18 protein-coding genes are annotated in these 13,891 nt (G+C 63.1%); 11 read left to right on the top strand and 7 right to left on the bottom strand.

Going from position 1 to position 13,891, the window contains the following annotated elements; all coding sequences use genetic code 11:
* The first annotated feature begins 253 nt into the window (after positions 1 to 253).
* Together AC1P6P_RS20095 and AC1P6P_RS20090 are read left to right on the top strand one after the other, a co-directional pair.
* Entirely contained in the window at positions 254 to 1,402 is a 1,149-nt protein-coding gene (locus tag AC1P6P_RS20095; protein WP_481404225.1) for a hypothetical protein, read from the top strand.
* Between the two features lie 100 nt (positions 1,403 to 1,502).
* Entirely contained in the window at positions 1,503 to 2,060 is a 558-nt protein-coding gene (locus AC1P6P_RS20090) for a sugar O-acetyltransferase (RefSeq protein WP_481404226.1), read from the top strand.
* A 3-nt stretch (positions 2,061 to 2,063) separates the two neighbouring features.
* Here the strand turns inward: AC1P6P_RS20090 and AC1P6P_RS20085 are convergent, their stop codons facing one another.
* Positions 2,064 to 2,390, bottom strand: coding sequence for a hypothetical protein (locus AC1P6P_RS20085; RefSeq protein WP_481404224.1), 327 nt, complete (start codon positions 2,388 to 2,390; stop codon positions 2,064 to 2,066).
* A gap of 168 nt (positions 2,391 to 2,558) precedes the next feature.
* A complete protein-coding gene (locus AC1P6P_RS20080) occupies positions 2,559 to 2,987 on the bottom strand; it encodes a nuclear transport factor 2 family protein (RefSeq protein WP_481404223.1) in 429 nt (142 codons plus the stop codon).
* Between the two features lie 215 nt (positions 2,988 to 3,202).
* On the opposite strand from AC1P6P_RS20080, the gene AC1P6P_RS20075 reads away from it, so the two are divergent.
* Positions 3,203 to 4,528, top strand: coding sequence for a SecDF P1 head subdomain-containing protein (locus AC1P6P_RS20075; protein WP_481404222.1), 1,326 nt, complete (start codon positions 3,203 to 3,205; stop codon positions 4,526 to 4,528).
* A gap of 19 nt (positions 4,529 to 4,547) precedes the next feature.
* Positions 4,548 to 5,015, top strand: coding sequence for a Cys-tRNA(Pro) deacylase (ybaK, locus tag AC1P6P_RS20070; RefSeq protein ID WP_481404221.1), 468 nt, complete (start codon positions 4,548 to 4,550; stop codon positions 5,013 to 5,015).
* Between the two features lie 26 nt (positions 5,016 to 5,041).
* On the opposite strand, the gene AC1P6P_RS20065 is transcribed toward ybaK, so the two are convergent.
* Positions 5,042 to 5,281, bottom strand: coding sequence for a hypothetical protein (locus AC1P6P_RS20065; protein WP_481404220.1), 240 nt, complete (start codon positions 5,279 to 5,281; stop codon positions 5,042 to 5,044).
* A 94-nt stretch (positions 5,282 to 5,375) separates the two neighbouring features.
* On the opposite strand from AC1P6P_RS20065, the gene AC1P6P_RS20060 reads away from it, so the two are divergent.
* The 3 genes from AC1P6P_RS20060 to AC1P6P_RS20050 all read left to right on the top strand — a co-directional run bounded on the left by AC1P6P_RS20060 (position 5,376) and on the right by AC1P6P_RS20050 (position 7,656).
* The gene (locus AC1P6P_RS20060) at positions 5,376 to 6,212 is read left to right on the top strand and encodes a helix-turn-helix domain-containing protein (protein ID WP_481404219.1); all 837 of its coding nucleotides are present in this window, start codon (positions 5,376 to 5,378) and stop codon (positions 6,210 to 6,212) included.
* Between the two features lie 57 nt (positions 6,213 to 6,269).
* A complete protein-coding gene (locus tag AC1P6P_RS20055) occupies positions 6,270 to 6,464 on the top strand; it encodes a Thivi_2564 family membrane protein (protein WP_481404218.1) in 195 nt (64 codons plus the stop codon).
* Between the two features lie 97 nt (positions 6,465 to 6,561).
* Complete coding sequence (locus AC1P6P_RS20050; protein WP_481404217.1) at positions 6,562 to 7,656, top strand: acyltransferase family protein; 1,095 nt, start codon at positions 6,562 to 6,564, stop codon at positions 7,654 to 7,656.
* Here AC1P6P_RS20050 and AC1P6P_RS20045 read toward each other — a convergent pair.
* The gene (locus AC1P6P_RS20045) at positions 7,653 to 8,129 is read right to left on the bottom strand and encodes a GNAT family N-acetyltransferase (RefSeq protein WP_481404216.1); all 477 of its coding nucleotides are present in this window, start codon (positions 8,127 to 8,129) and stop codon (positions 7,653 to 7,655) included. The genes AC1P6P_RS20050 and AC1P6P_RS20045 overlap by 4 nt on opposite strands.
* A gap of 85 nt (positions 8,130 to 8,214) precedes the next feature.
* On the opposite strand from AC1P6P_RS20045, the gene AC1P6P_RS20040 reads away from it, so the two are divergent.
* A complete protein-coding gene (locus tag AC1P6P_RS20040) occupies positions 8,215 to 9,000 on the top strand; it encodes an SDR family NAD(P)-dependent oxidoreductase (RefSeq protein ID WP_481404215.1) in 786 nt (261 codons plus the stop codon).
* A 37-nt stretch (positions 9,001 to 9,037) separates the two neighbouring features.
* Here the strand turns inward: AC1P6P_RS20040 and AC1P6P_RS20035 are convergent, their stop codons facing one another.
* Positions 9,038 to 9,616 carry a diguanylate cyclase gene (locus AC1P6P_RS20035; RefSeq protein WP_481404214.1) on the bottom strand — a complete coding sequence of 193 codons (579 nt, stop codon included), beginning with the start codon at positions 9,614 to 9,616 and terminating at the stop codon, positions 9,038 to 9,040.
* A gap of 74 nt (positions 9,617 to 9,690) precedes the next feature.
* Here AC1P6P_RS20035 and AC1P6P_RS20030 point away from each other — a divergent pair, with 74 nt between their 5' ends.
* The 3 genes from AC1P6P_RS20030 (at position 9,691) to AC1P6P_RS20020 (ending at position 11,888) form a co-directional block, all read left to right on the top strand.
* On the top strand, positions 9,691 to 10,866 hold the full coding sequence (locus AC1P6P_RS20030) for a zinc-dependent alcohol dehydrogenase (RefSeq protein ID WP_481404213.1): 1,176 nt from the start codon (positions 9,691 to 9,693) through the stop codon (positions 10,864 to 10,866).
* A gap of 214 nt (positions 10,867 to 11,080) precedes the next feature.
* Complete coding sequence (locus AC1P6P_RS20025; RefSeq protein WP_481404212.1) at positions 11,081 to 11,695, top strand: hypothetical protein; 615 nt, start codon at positions 11,081 to 11,083, stop codon at positions 11,693 to 11,695.
* Positions 11,696 to 11,732: 37 nt separating this feature from the next.
* Positions 11,733 to 11,888, top strand: coding sequence for a hypothetical protein (locus AC1P6P_RS20020; protein ID WP_481404211.1), 156 nt, complete (start codon positions 11,733 to 11,735; stop codon positions 11,886 to 11,888).
* A gap of 3 nt (positions 11,889 to 11,891) precedes the next feature.
* On the opposite strand, the gene AC1P6P_RS20015 is transcribed toward AC1P6P_RS20020, so the two are convergent.
* On the bottom strand, positions 11,892 to 13,622 hold the full coding sequence (locus tag AC1P6P_RS20015) for a DUF885 domain-containing protein (protein ID WP_481404210.1): 1,731 nt from the start codon (positions 13,620 to 13,622) through the stop codon (positions 11,892 to 11,894).
* 53 nt (positions 13,623 to 13,675) lie between these two features.
* A partial coding sequence (locus AC1P6P_RS20010; RefSeq protein ID WP_481404209.1) for a formate/nitrite transporter family protein occupies positions 13,676 to 13,891 on the bottom strand: 216 nt, incomplete at its 5' end.

Raw genomic sequence — 13,891 nt, 5'->3', positions numbered from 1 at the left:
GGAGTGAAGCATGTTCGCGTTGTTCTTGTGGTCGGGCCTTGCGTATTGGATTGCCGGACCGTGGTCCCTGGTGGTCGCGATCCCGCTGATCCTGACCGCGACCGTCGGCCTGAAGACGAAGCCTTAGATGGCCAAGAAGAAGTGAACCCTCACAATCGCGTTTAAGTAGCACTGTCGATCATTTTTCCCGCACTTACTGAACGTACCGGCCGGGAGTATGTTGGCACCGTCATGGTGTGGGGGCGTAAGTGTAATGGGGGCTACTGAGCAAGTCGCTGCAACGGCGACGCACGAATCGACTGCAAATCAAAACGCACAGAGTTGGCAATTCCACGAGGTCGGAACAACATTTCGGCATTTCCACGCCGATCTGAAACTCGACAACGTCCAGCCGGAAGCGTTCAGCGGGGCAGGCCCTGAAGAGCGTGCCGAAATTCAGCACCAGATGGGCGCGTTGCTGACACGCACGCGCACGCGCGACGAGATGTTTCCAGATTCGCGCATGACATACGGCTTGGGCAGAATGTACTTCAGGGTTTTTGCCGACGAGACCGATCTCAACTTGCCGAACGCCGATAACGACTTGAGGGCGTTGTACCAGCGCTTTGCCGAACTGTTCCGCGCGAGTTATGCGCGAAAGATTGTACTCAAGCGCCTCATTATTCTCGCTGCAATCATCGCCTTCTGCGGTTTTATAAGCGCCTGCTTCAGCATATGCGGATCGATCGAGGCGCTGAAGCCAATTCATGACACGCCCTTCGGCATCCTTTTAGTTGACATACCGAGCGCGCTGTTGGCGTACCTGCTGTACCGACTTGTGATCAGCCTCATGGATCAGAGATTCACCACCGCACTCCAGCAATCTTGCATCGCTGTGAGCCAGAACACATTGCAACGTTTTGCCGCCATCAAGGCCTCCATTGACAACATCCAAATCGCAATCCGCGACTCCTACGACCTTGATGAAGGCAAATGGATGGCCCAGTCCGATTACTTGATGGCACTTACGATTTGGCTACCGCTTCGGGTGCTGCACATCGAGCGGTATTTCCAGATGACCATGTGGCGTGTGCACCGCAATTATGTCTACATCCAGTACGGGGCCGCTGCGCTGCAGGGCATCATTTGTCTGGCCGTTCTGATGGCGGCGGCGTGCCTTGGCCCGGATCACATCATCGGCGGCAGGATCGGCGAAATCGCCTTTATAACTGCCGTTCTCGGATTTAGCTGGCTTTCATTCACAGGACAGAGCACGGGCGTAGAGTACATCCGCGAAAACATCCCGATTGATCAGTGGAAGACGTTCGGCGAGCTGCGAATGGACACGGTCGTCAGTGGAGTGGTCGGTTTCCTGATCAAAAAGTTCATCATGTTGCGTGACGTCGGACGGCCCAGCCACTGAATAACTCTAATTTGCGGCGGGAACGCCGGCCGGCATTGCCATGGCGTGGGCAGCGTGATGATCTTCCGGATCAATAACGACTCCGGAGCCACTCATGCCCATGAAAACCGAACACGAGAAAATGCTCGCCGGGGAGCCGTTCGATGCGCATGGGCCGGAGCTGATCGGCATCCGCAAGAACGTCAAGCGCATCCTGCATCGGCTGAACGTCACCGACTATCACGCCGACACGATGCAGGCCGTCATCAACGAGCTGTGCCCCAATTCGGCGGCCGATCTTTATCTCGAGCCGCCGTTTCATTGCGACTATGGCGTCCACATCCGTGCGGCGGAGGGCGTGTTCGTCAATTTCGGCTGCTGCTTCCTCGACGGCGGTACCATCACCATCGGCAAGAAGACGCTGATCGCGCCAGGCGTGCACATCTATACGGCGCGCCATCCCCTCGACCTCGACGAGCGGCTGCAGTGGGAAACCGTGCGCCCCGTCGTCATCGGCGACAATTGCTGGATCGGCGGGCACGCCACCATCCTGCCGGGCGTCACCATCGGCGACCGCAGCGTGATCGGTGCCGGTGCAGTGGTGACGCACGACATACCGCCGGACACCCTCGCGGTGGGCAATCCGGCGCGGGTGGTCAAGCAATTGAACCAGAAGTAGCCGCTACTTCTTGCAGGGCCAGACTTCGTCGATCGCGGTCCACATCAGATCGCTGAGCGGCTGGTCGGCGTATTTCGGATCCCGATTGGCCGTGTTCTTCAGCCAGTCCAGAACATGCTCGGCCGCGAATTCGTTGGACGACTCCTTCGGAATGCAGCCGTAGTTGGCGTTGCGCGCCGAAATCACCGCTCCCTCGGCCACCGATTTGCAGCCTCTGGCGTCGGTCGTGCAACTGGCCACGAAGGCATGGAGCGAACTGGTGTCGGTCGCCGGCGCCGAGGCCACCATCGCGACCGTCACCGCGGCAATCGAAAGAAGACGCTTCAACATTCGGTCCTCCCTTCCGAACGCCGGAAGGGCTGGCGTCTTCATCGGGGCACAGCCGTCCGGCCGTGGCGCGCCGGACGGGCCGACGGCCACTTGCGCCCGAGTGTAAGCCCGATTCGCCCGCGATTCAGCGCGACCTGTGGTCATGGCAGGCCAGCGCGGCGCGAAGACCTATTTTTTCACTTTGGTAACCTGCGAGGCGACCGCAACCCATTTGCCGCCGCGCTGCACGAACACGTCGATCCAATTGTAGGTGCCGGACGTGTTTTCGCTGCCATAGCTTGACGTCTCGTCGTCGCTGCCCTGCACGATGGCGATGGTGCCGAAGATGCGCACCTTGATGTCGTGCAACGTCATCGCCTTGAAGGCAAGCTTGCCCGACTTGATGTCGGCAAGGAACGCCGCCCTGCCGTAGACCTTCGGGCTGTCGGACTGGGCGCGCCAGTCGTCGGCAATGAAGCCGCCGATGGTGTTGACATCCTTGGCGACAAAGGCCTTGGCCCAGGCATTCTCGATGTCGATCAAGCCCTGCTCAGGCGATGCGGCAAACGCGACGCCGGCAAACAACACCGACGCGGCGGCGAGCATGATGCGTTTCATGAAGCCTCCCAGAATGATTGTAGGCGCAACATACGGTTTGGCCATCGCACCGGCAACCGTGCCGCCGAGGCAGTCAGAGGCGTCACGACGGCAAAATGCACCGCCCCGGAGCGCAAATGGCCAACCCGCAACACCCGCTGCACAAAATGGCTCTGCTCCCTGGTCATGGCCGCACCGCAGTCCTACTCTCGCGGCGTCAACTTCGGGGGGACGTCATGGGGCGTGTTCTGCTGCGCATCGGTGCGGCCGCGATCATTTCAATACTGGCATTTGGCGCCGCCTGGTATCTGCCGCCGTCCTGGCTTCCCGACGCGGCGCGCACCCGCCTGCCGGGATGGACGCCGTTTTATCGGGTGAATCTCGATAGCCAGGGCGGCACTGCGGTGCTTCTTCGGATCAAAGGTCCGGCCAACGCCGACATCCTGCGCCGCACCGCCGAGGGCCTGCGCAAGCGCTTCGCCGACATTACCCATCGCCCGCCGCGCATCGAAGCCGTGGCCGCGGACCGGCTGCTGGTGGAAGTGCCCTACGCCGACGACGGCAAGCGGCTGGCCGGCTTCCTCGCCGCCCAGGGCCGGCTGACGTTCCAGCTGATCGATGCCGCTGCCGATCCTGCTGCGCTCACGGTGCCGGTGGGCGACACACGCCTGCCGCTGATGGGCGGCGGGGCGGTCGTGGTGGACCGGCGCGTGCTGCTCGGCGGCGAACACATGATCGAGGCCGGATTCGGCACCGACCGGGAAACCGGCCAGGGCACGGTCAATTTCGTCTTCGATGCCGAGGGCACCAAGCAGTTCGCCACGCTGACGACCGCCAATGTCGGCCGCGCGTTCGCCGTCATCCTCGACGGCATGGTGCTGACCGCGCCGGTCATCCGCGAGCCCATTACCGGCGGACGCGGCGTGATCAGCGGCGCTTTCTCGATCCAGGCCGCCGCCGACCTCTCGGTGCTGATCCGATCGGGAGCCTTGCCGGCACCGCTGGAAGCCGTCCGCGTACGGACCGTGACGGCGAGCGCAGACACGGCCGCCGCCCAACTCGTCTTCATCGCGGTGACACTGCTGCTTTGCGGACTGCCGCTGGCGGCGACCGGTCTGGCGATCCATTTCCTCCTGTGGCGGCCGCATTTTCGCAACGCCGTGGCCGCGGGCCGGCCTGCCGCCCTCAGCCCGGTGGCTGCGGTGGCGCACGTCTACCGGAACTATGCAGAGTTCAAGGGTCGCGCGCGGCGGTCGGAGTATTGGTTTTTCGCGCTATGGAACGGCGCCCTTACGGTGGTCGCCGCGATCATCGATATCGGCCTCAACCCGACGGGCGCCACCGCGATAGGGCTGGTCGGCGGCCTGCTTCTGATCGCGAACCTGTTGCCCGGGCTCGGCGTCGGCGTGCGGCGGCTGCACGATACCAATCGCTCGGGCTGGTGGCTGCTGCTCGCCCTGGTGCCGCTGATCGGACCGCTGCTGCTGACCTTCTGGTTCTGCCGGCCCGGCAGTCGCGGCGACAATGGGTTCGGCGCTGATCCGCTGGCCTGGTCGCGCTGACGGGCGGTATAGTCGCGCCATGTCCACCCGCGCCACGCAGTTCCTTGAGCAGCACGCCGTCGCCTTCCGGCTGGCATACTACAACTATGATCCCAACGCCGGCCGCATCGGAATGGCGGCGGCCGAAGCGATGGGCGTGGAGCCGTCACGCGTCCTGAAGACCTTGATGGCGAGCGTTGACGGAAAGCCGGTTTGCGTGATCGTGCCATCGGACTGCGAAGTCTCGATGAAGCGGCTGGCGGCGGCCTGCGGCGGCAAATCGGCGGCGATGATCAAGCCGGCCGATGCCGAACGCATCACCGGCTATCATGTCGGCGGCATTTCGCCGTTCGGCCAGAAGAAGGCGGTGCCGATCGTGCTGGAGGAACTGGCGCTGGTGTTCGACGAGGTCTACCTCAACGGCGGTCAGCGCGGCCTGCAGGTGATCATGGCGCCCGCCGACATTCTCCGCGTACTGAATGCTACTGCCGCCGCCGTGATCGCCTGAGACGGATTTCCCCCAAAAGGGGAAAATCAGTTGAGCGGGCGCTTTTTCTTGCGCGGGCGGCGCGGCGCAGACGGTTTGTCGGTGCGTAATGCTATCGACACCTGTTCCAGTTCGTAAGTGGCAGTGCAGTGCGCACGCCGCATCAGATCGAGCCGTGCGATTCTCAGCAGCGCTGCCGTTTCATCGAGATGCGCCGCCAAAGCGGCCGCGATCACCGTGTCCAGTTCATCGATGAGCGGCTGCAGCGCGCATTCTTCTACTGTCATTGTTCCTTCGCGCGACGATGGGTCCCTAACAAATGCCTATTCTCAGCGCATGAATTCGGGAAGAGTGTGATTCCGTGAATTTTCGTGAATCGCAATGCCCAAGTCGACCATGGCCGCCGTCGGCCGCCGTATCCGGCACCTGCGCGAAGCGCAAGGAATTTCGCGGACAGAGCTTGCCCGCGCCATCGACGTCGACGTCAGTTCCATTGCCGGGTGGGAGGGCGGCAAGCGCCTGCCGCGCGAAAAAATACGTATGCGACTGGCACGCGCGCTGGATTGCGACCTGACGCAATTGATGTCGCCGCAAGTCGAGTCGGAAACGCCCACCGCCGTGACGCTGCTTGACGTCGCCACCGAGTTCCCGCGCGTCTTCGCCGACTGCATCCGCAACACGCGCCACACGCTGAGGGCTATCCGCGTCGCCCTTCCCAGTCCGACCGCACTCAACTTCCAGACCGAAGGCCGGCGCGTGCTGTGCGAACGGCTCGATGCCGGAACGCTGGAAGTGCAGCGGGTGGAGATATTCTATACGCTGGAGCGGCTGAAAGAGACGCTGTCGAACATCATCCGCTTCGACGGCAAGCCCTATTACGTCAAGGCCCATTGCATCGGGCTGGCCGAGATCGCGCCATTCCTCGGCGGCTTCAGCTTCGACGATTCCGATGTCGTGCTCGGCGCCTATTGGGCCGCCAATCCGCCGCGCAATTATCCGCTGCTGCGCATCCGCGGCCCGGCGGTGCAGAAATTTTTTCTCGGCTATTGGCGGGAAATCTGGACGCGCGGCACACTTCTCAACGTCCACGGCGGCCGCGACCTCGCCACCGTGCGCGACGTGGCGCTGAAAATGGGACTGCCATCGCGGCAATGGCCGCGCTTCCTAGAGGAAGCCAGAAACCTCGAAACCGGCGACGGAGTTCCCCCGATCATCTGATACGGAACAGCCCACCCCGCTCATGCATTGTTGTCGGCCTGAAGCGGGAAAAGCGCGATGTCCCTGGTCAGTCTGATCCTCGTCCTGATCGTTGTCGGCGTGGTTTTGTGGCTGATCAACACCTATATACCGATGGACCCCAAGATCAAATCCATCCTCAATGCCGTCGTGGTGATCGCCGTGGTGCTGTGGCTCTTGAAAGTGTTCGGTCTGATGGACACGCTGTGGAACATCCGCGTCGGCCGCAGCTGAGGCGCCTCCCCTTTTCGTGATCGACATGCGGCAATCTGGGCCCTGGGAAGAGGCGTCGGCGTCCGCAAAAGTGGTATCGTTTCCAGCGGTGCCATTCATGAAAACCCATTACGAAGTGCTCGACGGCCTGCGCGGGACGGCCGCGCTCAGTGTCATCGTCTTCCACATCTTCGAGATGCTGGTGCCCGACATCGCACATAATCCGATGCCACATGCCTTTTTGGCGGCCGATTTCTTCTTCGCGCTGTCGGGTTTCGTGCTCGGCTATGCCTATGACGAACGCCTGCGGCCCGGCGCGCCACCCGCCATTGCCCTCAGCTTCCGGCAATTCGCCAAGCGCCGCCTGATCCGGCTGCATCCGCTGGTGATCGTGGCGACGATCTGGGGCGTCGCCGGCTACCTGCTCGATCCCTTCGTCGGCGACAAGCAGAGCCTCGGCACCGCCATCTCGGTCGGCCAGCTGGCGCTGATTTTCGGGCTTTCGCTGTTCCTCTTGCCGTCGCCGTCGCTGCCCAACGAATACGGCGAAACCCATGGCCTTAATGGCCCGGCGTGGACGTTGTTCCAGGAATATCTCGCCAATATCGTCTATGGCCTGTGGGGCGCGCGGATGAAGCGCGGGCTGCACATCGCGCTCTGCATTGCCGCCGCTGCGGCGCTGGCGTGGACCGGCAATCATTTCGGCGATCTCGGTCACGGCTGGAGCTGGAAGGAATTCTGGGTCGCGCCGGTCCGCATGGCGGCGCCGTTCCTGATGGGCCTTCTGGTCTACCGACTGAACTGGCGGGTGAGGATTGCGCAGCCGTTCCTGGTGCTGTCGGCGGTGCTGATCGCGATCCTGATCCTGCCGCAGGCGGGCACCTTCAACGGCGTTGCCGAAGCGGGCGCGGTGGTGATTTTGTTCCCCCTGATCCTGGTGGCGGGCGCGGGCATCGGTGCCGAACCGGGCATCACAGGCCGCCTTTGCCGTTTCATCGGCCAGCTCTCCTATCCGGTCTACATCATCCACTATCCGCTGATCTACATTTTCGGCCACTGGGTGTGGACGACCCATCCGACGGAGAGCCAGCTCGTGCCGGTGGCGGTCGGGCTGTATGCGGCCGAGATCGGTTTGGCGACGCTGTTGCTCTATGCCTACGACCTGCCGGTGCGGGCGTGGCTGGGGCGCCGTTTCATCAAAGCGGAGCGCTAAATCCTCCGGGAAAAGATGAAATCGGTGAAGGCGAAGTCGCCCATTTTCACCGGCATGGTTTCAACCAGAACGAAGCCGCAGCGGCGATAGAAATCCTGTGCCGCAGTGTTGCCGTCGTTGACGAACAGGCGCACCTCGGCCGCCTCGCCGAAGGCGCCGGCGACGGTTTCGACCAGCGCCCGTCCGACGCCGCACCCCTGCGCCGTCGGCAATACGTACAGCTTCTTCAGCCATACCACCGCATCGTCGCGATAGCCCGAAGCGAACCCGAGCGCATTCGCGCCGTCGTAGGCCGCCCAGAAGCGGTGACCGGCGGCGATTTCCGCCGTGAGGTTGGCGGGCGTGTAGATCGATCCCAGGATATTGGCGATCTGGTCGGCGGTGAGCACACCGGCATAGGCGACGGGCCAGATGCGGTGGGCAAGTTCGGCGACCAGCGGCAAGTCAGAGGCGGCAAGGGCGCGAATGTCCATACGCCCGCTTAGCCCAAATCGACGCTCCGGAACAACGCCGCAAATGGTCCGTTCCCTTCCGGCCCCCTGAGAACGGAGAAAGACCATGGATAATCCCCTCGCCGTCGTTACCGGCGCGTCCACCGGCATCGGGTTTGAACTCGCCCGCTGTTGTGCCGACGCCGGCTTCGACCTGCTGATTGTCGCCGACGAACCCGAAATCGAAGAGGCGGCCCGCAGTCTCGGCCAAGGCGGCCGCGTGGTGCAGTCGCTGGAAGCCGACCTCGCCACCCAGGAGGGCGTCGACAAGGTGGTGGAAGCCGTGCGCGGGCGACAGATTTCCGTGCTGTGCGCCAACGCCGGCCGCGGGCTCGGTCGGGGCTTCCTCGACCAGGATTGGAACGACATCCGCCGGGTGATCGATACCAACGTCACCGGCACGGTCTATCTGATCCACCGCCTCGGCAACGCGATGCGCGCCGCCGGCCAAGGCCGCATCCTGATCACCGGTTCGATCGCCGGCTTCATGCCGGGAACTTTCCAGGCGGTCTACAATGCCTCCAAGGCGTTCCTCGATTCCTTCGCGGCCGCAATCCGCAACGAGATGAAGGATAGCGGCGTGACCGTCAGTTGCCTGATGCCGGGCGCCACCGAAACCGAATTCTTCCGCCGCGCCGACCTGATGGATACCAAGATCGGCGTCGAACAGAAGATGAGCGCCGCCGACGTCGCCGGCCAGGGGTTCGAAACCATGATGAACGGCGAGGCCAGCGTCGTAACCGGTTTCAAGAACAAGATGCAGGTCGCCATGAGCAAGGTGATGGGCTCGGAAACGCTCGCCGAAAAGCATCGCGGCGAAACCGAACCCGGCACCGCCAAGAAAGCCTCGTAATGCTCCGGGCGCGGGGATCAACGCCTCGCGCCCGCCCTCACCGCAGCTGCGGCTTGACCTTGACGATGCCGCGCACCTTGCCGGAGCGGCGCGCCTTCAGTCCGCGGACGAACTCCTCGCCGTAGGGAAGGATCGCCAGCACCGCGAACGCCAACAGCGGCGGAGCCAGGGCGCCCAGCGGTAGCGGCTGCCAAACGAGCCGCCAGTCAGCCCGCTCGCTCCCCGCGCCGAAAATCGCCAGCGCCTGCGGCCAATGCAGGATGGCGAGCAGCAGCATGGCGGTGAACGGCAGGATTTCGAGAACGCTGTGCACTTGCTGCTCGAAGGCGCTAATGGTGCGCGTCGCCATCGCCAGACGCAAATCGAGCCAGGCGGTGACCTCGTGGATCGCGAAAACCGGGATCGTCAGCGCCAGGACAAGGGCGTTCACCCGAAAAAACAGAACCAGCAGAATCGCCGCGCCGACCTCGCCCAGCATCAGCCAGTGCAGGACGGATTCGTCGGTCCCGGTTGCCGCCTCGATCCGGCTGGCGCGGTGGCAGAGATAATCGACGAAGCCCGCCACCACCCACAACGGCAGCACGACGTAAACCAGCACCTCCCAGACAGCGAGCATCAGTTCCCTTTCCGGCGCAGGAACATTCTCTTCAAGGCGGAGTTTTGTCGGGGCAACACCGTTCGGAGACTTTCATGCGCGCATTGGTTTGGCACGGCCGCAACGACGTCCGCTGCGATACGGTTCCCGATCCGGTGATCGAGGAACCGCGTGATGCGATCGTGAAAGTCACGGCGACGGCGATCTGCGGCTCGGATCTGCATCTCTATGACGGCTACATTCCGGCGATGGAAAACGGCGACATTCTCGGCCACGAGTTCATGGGCGAAGTGGTGGAAGTCGGTTCCGGCAACACCAAGCTCAAAGTCGGCGACCGCGTCGTGGTGCCGTTCAACATCTGCTGCGGCGAGTGTTTCTTCTGCCAGAAAGGGCTGTGGTCGTGCTGCGAGCGCAGCAACCGCGATGCCGACAAGGCAACCCAGATGTTCGGCCACAACACCGGCGGCCTGTTCGGCTATTCCCACCTGACCGGGCATTATCCCGGCGGCCAAGCCGAGTTCGTCCGCGTGCCCTTCGCCGACGTGGCACCGACCAAAGTGCCTGACGGTTTCACCGACGAACAATTGCTGTTCCTCACCGACATCCTTCCTACCGGCTATCAAGGCGCCGTCTATGCCGACATCGAAGACGGCGACACGGTGGCGGTGTGGGGCGCGGGCCCCGTCGGCCAGATGGCGTCGCGCTGCGCCAAGATGCTCGGCGCCGGGCATGTCGTGGTGATCGACCGCGTGCCGGAGCGCCTCGCCATGGCGGCGGAAGCGGGCGCCGAGACCCTCAACTTCGAAACCGTCGACGTCTACGACCGGCTCAACAAGATCACCAACGGGCGCGGGCCCGATCGCGTCATCGAAGCGGTCGGCATGGAAGCGCACGGCTCGGGCAGCTGGGACGCCTGGGGCGATCGCGCGCTCGCGGCCACGGGCCTCGGCACCGACCGTATCCATGCCCTTCGCGAGTGCATCCGCAATGTGCGGGCCGGCGGGACTGTGTCGGTGTCGGGCGTGTTCGGTGGCTATCTGAACGGCTTCCCGTTCGGCGCCGCGGTGCAGAAAGGCCTCACCATCCGCGCCGGCCAGTGCAACGTGCTCAACTACATGGAGACGCTGATCCGCGCCATTCAGGAAGGCAAGATCGATCCCTCGTTCGTCATCACCCACCGCTGCGCATTGGAAGACGGCCCGAACATGTACGACGTCTTCAAGAACAAGCAGGACGGCTGCATCAAGGTGGTGATGCACCCTCACGATTGACGGCCTTACGCTGCGGAATACCACGACGGCAAAACTGGACAGGTGTATCGCCGAAGCTGGGTCTGAAGCAAAAATAAGTCATCGGATCAAGTGTTGATATTCCAGCAAAGGTCCTGCAAGAGCGCCAGGGTTCAACCGGAACTACGCCAGTGCTGACGGCGTTTTCTCCAGCTAGACAATCCCAAATCAGGGGCGACGGAAGGAGACACACTTCATGACACTCAGGAAACATCTATTGATCGGCATCGCGAGCCTCGCCATCGGGGTGGTGGCAGTGCCGGCGGCGTCGGCCCAGACTACCACCGGTTCCAGCGATAGCACTTCGAGCGCCACTCCTGGATCGGGCTCATCGAGTGACCAGAGCGTCAGCCATCCGAAAAAGCATCACCGCCACCATGCCAAAAAAGGCAGTTCGATGCAGAATTCGGGGCAGAACGAGCAAAGTGAAACCCAGCGGTTGAACCAGCAGCAGCTCGGCGCGGGTTCCACGACCGGGACTGGCGCGGGCAGCAATTCCAACAATGCAGGAACCTATTCCAGCCCCGGCGGCACCACGCCCAACGCCGCGACGACGCCCGGCAGCACCACGTCGCCTAATAGCAACACAATGCCGGGCAACAATACCAACGGCACCGCTTCCGGCTCGACCAGCGGCACCCAGGGCAGCAGCCAGAACGAAAACAACTCCACTTATTCGACGCCGCAGACGGTACCGCCGGGCCAGACCAATCCGCCGACACAGCCCAACGATCCGACGATGAGCCCCACGGCTCCCAACACCCCAAGCGGATCCACGACCACGCCGAACACCTCCACCCCGCCGCAGTAATAATCGGGGCCGGAATTCCGGCCCCATTTCTTTATCCATGGTCAATCAACCCAGCGAAGACAACGAACATCACCAGCGCAACATCCAAGAGGCACGCCAAGGCGTGACGCTGGGGCGGATGCGGTTTGTGCTCGCGATCGGACTGGTGCTGGTCGTGGTGCTGTTCGCGGTGATCTATTTCGCCGGACCCTGATCCTCATTCGAGGTCGGGGTACGGACCCTTGCCGCCCGCTGCGATAAAGGTGTTGACCTGCCACTCCAATACCGGCAGCGGCACCGAGCCGGTCGCCAGCACGGTATCGTGGAAGGCGCGGATACTGAACTTCGGCCCCAATGCCTTTTCCGCTTTGGCGCGGGCGGCACGGATCGCCATCTCGCCGAGATAATACGACGTCGCCTGTCCCGGCCAAGTGATGTAGCGATCGACCTCGGTTTCGATTTCGTGCTCGGGCAATGCGGTGTTATCGCGGAAATAGGCGATGGCCTGCGCACGCGACCAACCTTTGGAATGGATGCCGGTATCAACCACCAGCCGCGCCGCACGCCAGACCTGGAACGACAGCATCCCGAAGCGCTCATAGGGGGTATGATACATGCCCATCTCCTGCCCCAGCCACTCGCAATAGAGCGCCCAGCCTTCGCCATAGGCGGAGATGTAGGAATGGCGGCGGAAATCGGGAAGCGAAGTGTCTTCCATCGCCAGCGGCATCTGGAAAGCATGGCCGGGCGCACTCTCGTGCAGCGTCAGCGCCGGCAGGCTGTAGAGCGGGCGCGATTTGAGATTGTAGGTGTTGACGAGAAACAGCCCCGGACCGCCGCGGGCCGAGGTGTAGAACGGCGCCTGATCGTCGGGCACCGGGCGGATGGCGAAACGGGTGCGCGGCAACAGGCCGAAATAGAGCGAGGCCTTGCCGTCGAATTCCTTGGCGATCCAGGCGGCGCGATCGAGCAGGGCCTGCGGCGTCTTCACATAGAAGCGTGGATCGCTGCGCAGGTACTTCAGGAAGGCCGGAAAATCGCCCTGGAAACCGGTCTGGCGCATCACGCCTTCCATCTCGATATGCAGCTTGGCGACTTCGGCAACACCGATGCGATGGATTTCGTCGGGCGACTTGGCGAGCGTCGCGTATTCGACGATCTGCTGGCGGTAGTACGCCTTGCCGTCGGGCAGCGCTTCGGCGGCGAGCGTCGTGCGTGTATGCGGCACATATTCGCCGTCCCAGAATTTCGCCAGATCGGCAAACGCCGGCTGCACCTTCGCGGCGATCACCTTCAACGCCTCGGCGCGAAGCTGCTTCTGCGCGGCGGCGGGAATGCCCGGCATATCCTGGAACGGCAGATAGAAAACAGTGTCCTGCGGCTTCGCCTTGGCGACCGCAAGGATCGAGGCGCCGCGGCCCTGCAACGTCACGCGCGGCGGGGTGAAGCCGCGGGCCAGGCCGGCGCGCATGTTCGCGATGTTCTCGGCAAAATAGCGCGGCACCTCGCCGATCTGGGAAATCCAGGCGCGGTAATCGTCGATAGTACGGAACGGGCGGCGGGCGCGATAATTGAACTCGCCCCAGAAATTCGAATCCGAATTGGCCGGCATTTCCCAACCGCGGAATTTCTGCTCGGCGATCAGGCTTTCGAGCTGGAAGCGATAGACTTGGGCATTGACCTGCTCGCGGGTGGACAGCAGCCCGGTCGGAATCCTGTTGAGGCGCGCCAGCGTGTCCTGCCAGCGGGCGAGATGTGCGGTTTGGGTGCGGACATCGACATGCGGCAGATGCGCGGGGACCGGACGCGTGTTGTCCTCGTCGTCGGCGAACTCGGCGATGCGCCACGACCATTCGCTGGTGTAAAGGGCGTGCAGGTCGTTATCGGCCGGCGCGGCCGCAGCCGCCGACGCCATCAGCACCACGGCAGCGAGCAACGATTTGCGCATCAAGTCCTCCCCCTCTATCACCCCAACTTAGCAGACGGCGGAGGACAGTACAGTCAGTGCCGGTAGGCCTTGCGATAGATCGCCCAATAGATGAGGCCGACGAAGCCGGCGCCGCCGACGATGTTGCCGAGCGTGGCCGGGATCAGGTTGTGCACGATGGCACCGAGCGTCACCGCCGACACGTCGAGCCCCACCGGCGCATGGCCCGTCGTCACCAGCACCCAGGCGAGCGGTAATAGATACATGTTGGCGATGCAGTGCTCGAAGCC

Source organism: Rhizomicrobium sp., from assembly GCF_056722145.1.
Note: the sequence above shows the minus strand (reverse complement) of the source record. Positions and strands in the feature narration are given on the sequence as shown.